Origin of the sequence: Phenylobacterium aquaticum (assembly GCF_947378715.1) — a bacterium.
GTDB classification, from domain to species: domain Bacteria; phylum Pseudomonadota; class Alphaproteobacteria; order Caulobacterales; family Caulobacteraceae; genus Phenylobacterium; species Phenylobacterium aquaticum_A.
The window spans coordinates 1-3,187 of record NZ_CANCLE010000269.1 but is presented as its reverse complement, the minus strand read 5'-3'; the positions used below and the strand labels follow the sequence as shown (position 1 = coordinate 3,187).

Below are 3,187 nucleotides of genomic sequence, written 5' to 3'. Positions count from 1 at the left end.
TCAAGCCCGGCCTCGGCCAAAGCCGCCGGCATGCGGATCATGGCGCGGCGCATGATGTCGGCCGCCGCCCCCTGGATCGGGGCGTTGATGGCCGCGCGGTCGCCGAAGGCGCGCTCGGCGCCGGACTTCGACATCACCGCCGGTATATTGACCTTGCGGCCGAAGATGGTGGTGACGAACCCCTGGGCGCGGGCCGCCTGCTTGGTGCGGTCCATGTATGTACGGATGCCGGGGAAGCGTTCGAAATAGGTGCGGATATAGGCCGCCGCCTCGTCCTGCGGGATCGACAGCTGGTTGGCGAGGCCGAAGGCCGAGATGCCGTAGACGATGCCGAAATTGATCGCCTTGGCGCGGCGCCGCGTCTCGGCCGGCATCCCCTCGATCGGCACGCCGAACATCTCCGAGGCCGTCGAGGCGTGGATGTCGTGGCCGTCGTGGAAGGCCTTCTTCAGCTGAGGGATGTCGCCGATGTGGGCCAGCAGGCGCAGCTCGATCTGGCTGTAGTCTGCGCTGATCAAGAGCTTGCCGGGCTCGGCCACGAAGGCCTTGCGGATCTTGCGGCCTTCCTCGGTGCGCACCGGGATGTTCTGCAGATTGGGGTCTGACGAGGACAGCCGCCCGGTGGTGGTTGAGGCCAGGGCGTAGGAGGTGTGCACCCGGCCGGTCCGCTCCGAACTGGCCGCCACCAGGGCGTCGGTATAGGTGCCCTTCAGCTTGGAGAGCTGGCGCCAGTCCAGCAGCACCCGGGGCAGGGCGTGGCCCTGGGCGGCCAGCTCCTCCATCATCGAGGCGTCGGTGGACTGCGCGCCGGTGGCGGTCATCTTGCCGCTGGAGAGCCCCATCTCGCCATAGAGCACCTCGCCGATCTGCTTGGGCGAACCCAGGTTGAACGGCCGGCCGGCCAGCTTGTGGGCCTCGAGCTCCAGCTCGCCCATGCGCACCGAGAAGTCGTTGGAAAGCTGGCGCAGCCGTTCGGGATCGACCCGGATGCCCGCGCATTCCATGTCGGCCAGCACGGCGGGCATGGGCCGTTCCAGGGTCTCATAGACGGTGATCAGCCCCTCGGGGACCAGGCGCGGGCGCAGCACCTGATAGAGCCGCAGGGTGACGTCGGCGTCCTCGGCGGCATAGGCCGTCGCCGGCTCCAGGGCCACGTGCTTGAAGCTCTTCTGGGCCTTGCCGGTCCCGGCCACCTGCTTGAACGGGATCGGCTGGTGGTCGAGGAACAGCTTGGACAGCTCATCCATGCCGTGGTTGTGCAGCCCCGCCTCCAGCACATAGCTGATCAGCATGGTGTCCTCGATCGGCGTGACCTGGACGCCGTAGCGGGACAAGACCGCCATGTCGTACTTGGCGTTCTGGGCGACCTTGAGGACGCTCGGATCCTCCAGCATCGGCTTCAGCCGGGCGATGGCCTCGGCGAGCGGGATCTGGGTCAGGTCGGCCGGGGCGTCAAAGGCCAGGCCGCCCTCGCCCTCGTGGGCCAGGGGGATGTAACAGGCCTCGCCGGCGGCCACCGCCAGGGACACGCCCACCAGGCCGGAATTGGCCGAGGACAGCGAATCCGTCTCGGTGTCGAAGGCGATGACCCCGGCGGCCCTGCACCGGGCGATCCAGACATCGAGGTCTTCCAGGGTGCGGACGCAGGCGTATTTGGTGGTGTCGATGGCGCTCTGGGCCACCGGGGCCGGCGCGCTGGGGGCGGGGCCGGACGAGGCCGCCGATCCGCCATTGCCGCTGGCGCTCGATCCGGAACTGCCGATCCGCCGCGCCAGGGTGCGAAGCTCCATCTCTTCCAGGAAGGCGGCGAGGGTCGCCGGGTCGGGCGCGGCCACGGCCAGGTCCTCGATCGGCGAGGGCAGGGGGGTGTCGCAATCCAGCTGCACCAGCTGGCGCGACAGCCGGATCTGGTCGGCGAAGTCGATCAGGGTCTGGCGGCGCTTGTCCTGCTTCACCTCGCCGGCCCGGGCCAGCAGGCTGTCGAGGTCCCCGTATTCGTTGATCAAGAGCGCGGCGGTCTTGACCCCGATGCCGGGGGCGCCGGGCACGTTGTCCACGGAATCCCCGCAAAGCGCCTGGACATCGACCACCTTGTCCGGGGTCACCCCGAACTTCTCGAACACCTGTTCCGCGCCGATCTTCAGGTTCTTCATGGTGTCGAGCATGGAGACCCGGTCGCCGACCAGCTGCATCAGGTCCTTGTCCGAGGAGACGATGGTGACGTGGCCGCCGGCGTCGCGGACCTTGCAGGCATAGGCCGCGATCAGGTCGTCGGCTTCATAGCCGGGCAGCTCCAGGGCGTGGACCCCGAAGGCGCGGGCGGCCTCGCGGACCAGGGGGAACTGTGGGACCAGGTCCTCGGGCGCCGGCGGGCGGTGGGCCTTGTACTGGTCATAGAGCGCGTTCCGGAAGGTCTTCTCCGAGTGGTCGAAGACGCAGGCCAGGTGGGTCGGGGAATCGGCCTGGGCCTTCATCTCCACCAGCAGCTTCCACAGCATGTTGCAGAAGCCCGAGATCGCCCCGATCGGCAGGCCGTCGGACTTGCGGGTCAGGGGCGGCAGGGCGTGGAAGGCTCGGAAGATAAACCCTGACGCATCAATGAGATATAGGCGCGTGGCCGCCCCGTCCTGGGGGGCGGTCGCGGGCAGGTCGGGCAGGGTGTCGGCGGCGGGCTCGGTCATGGGAGGAAGATAGGGGGCATGCGCCCCCTGGTCACGCCCTCACGAAACCCACGCGTCCATGTTTACGCAAAACGCAGATTGAAGTTCGGCGTCCCCGTGCCGGCGGCGGCCAGGGCCTCCGGATCGCCATCGGCCAGATAGGCGGTGGTCGCGGCCTGCAGCGCCCCGAATGCGGCCCGGAACAGGCCGGTGGCGGAGGACAGCCGGCGGACCCCCAGCGCCTGAAGCGCGGCGGCCTTCGGGACCCCACCCATGGACATGATGTTGAGCGGCGCCGGGATGGCGGCGGCCAGACGACCGATCTCGGCCGGGTCCTTGGCGACGGGAACGAAGATCCCGCTGGCCCCGGCCCGCACATAGAGCTGGCCCCGGCGGATCGCCTCGGCCTCAGCCTGGTCCGGTTCGACCAGCCGGGCCAGATAGACATCGGTGCGGGCGTTGATGAACAGGTCGACCCCGGCCTTCGCGGCCGCCTCGCGGGCGGTCTCGATCTTGCGGGCGTGAAG

The 3,187-nt window shown here is 69.1% G+C and carries 2 protein-coding genes; both read right to left on the bottom strand.

What is annotated here, in order from left to right:
- Nucleotides 1-2,681: DNA polymerase I (gene polA / locus Q7P21_RS20340; RefSeq protein ID WP_304180215.1), on the bottom strand; the 2,681-nt coding region annotated here is incomplete at its 3' end.
- Between the two features lie 62 nt (nt 2,682-2,743).
- Nucleotides 2,744-3,187, bottom strand: a 444-nt coding sequence (locus tag Q7P21_RS20335; RefSeq protein ID WP_304180212.1) for an isocitrate lyase/phosphoenolpyruvate mutase family protein, incomplete at its 5' end; no start/stop codon positions are given.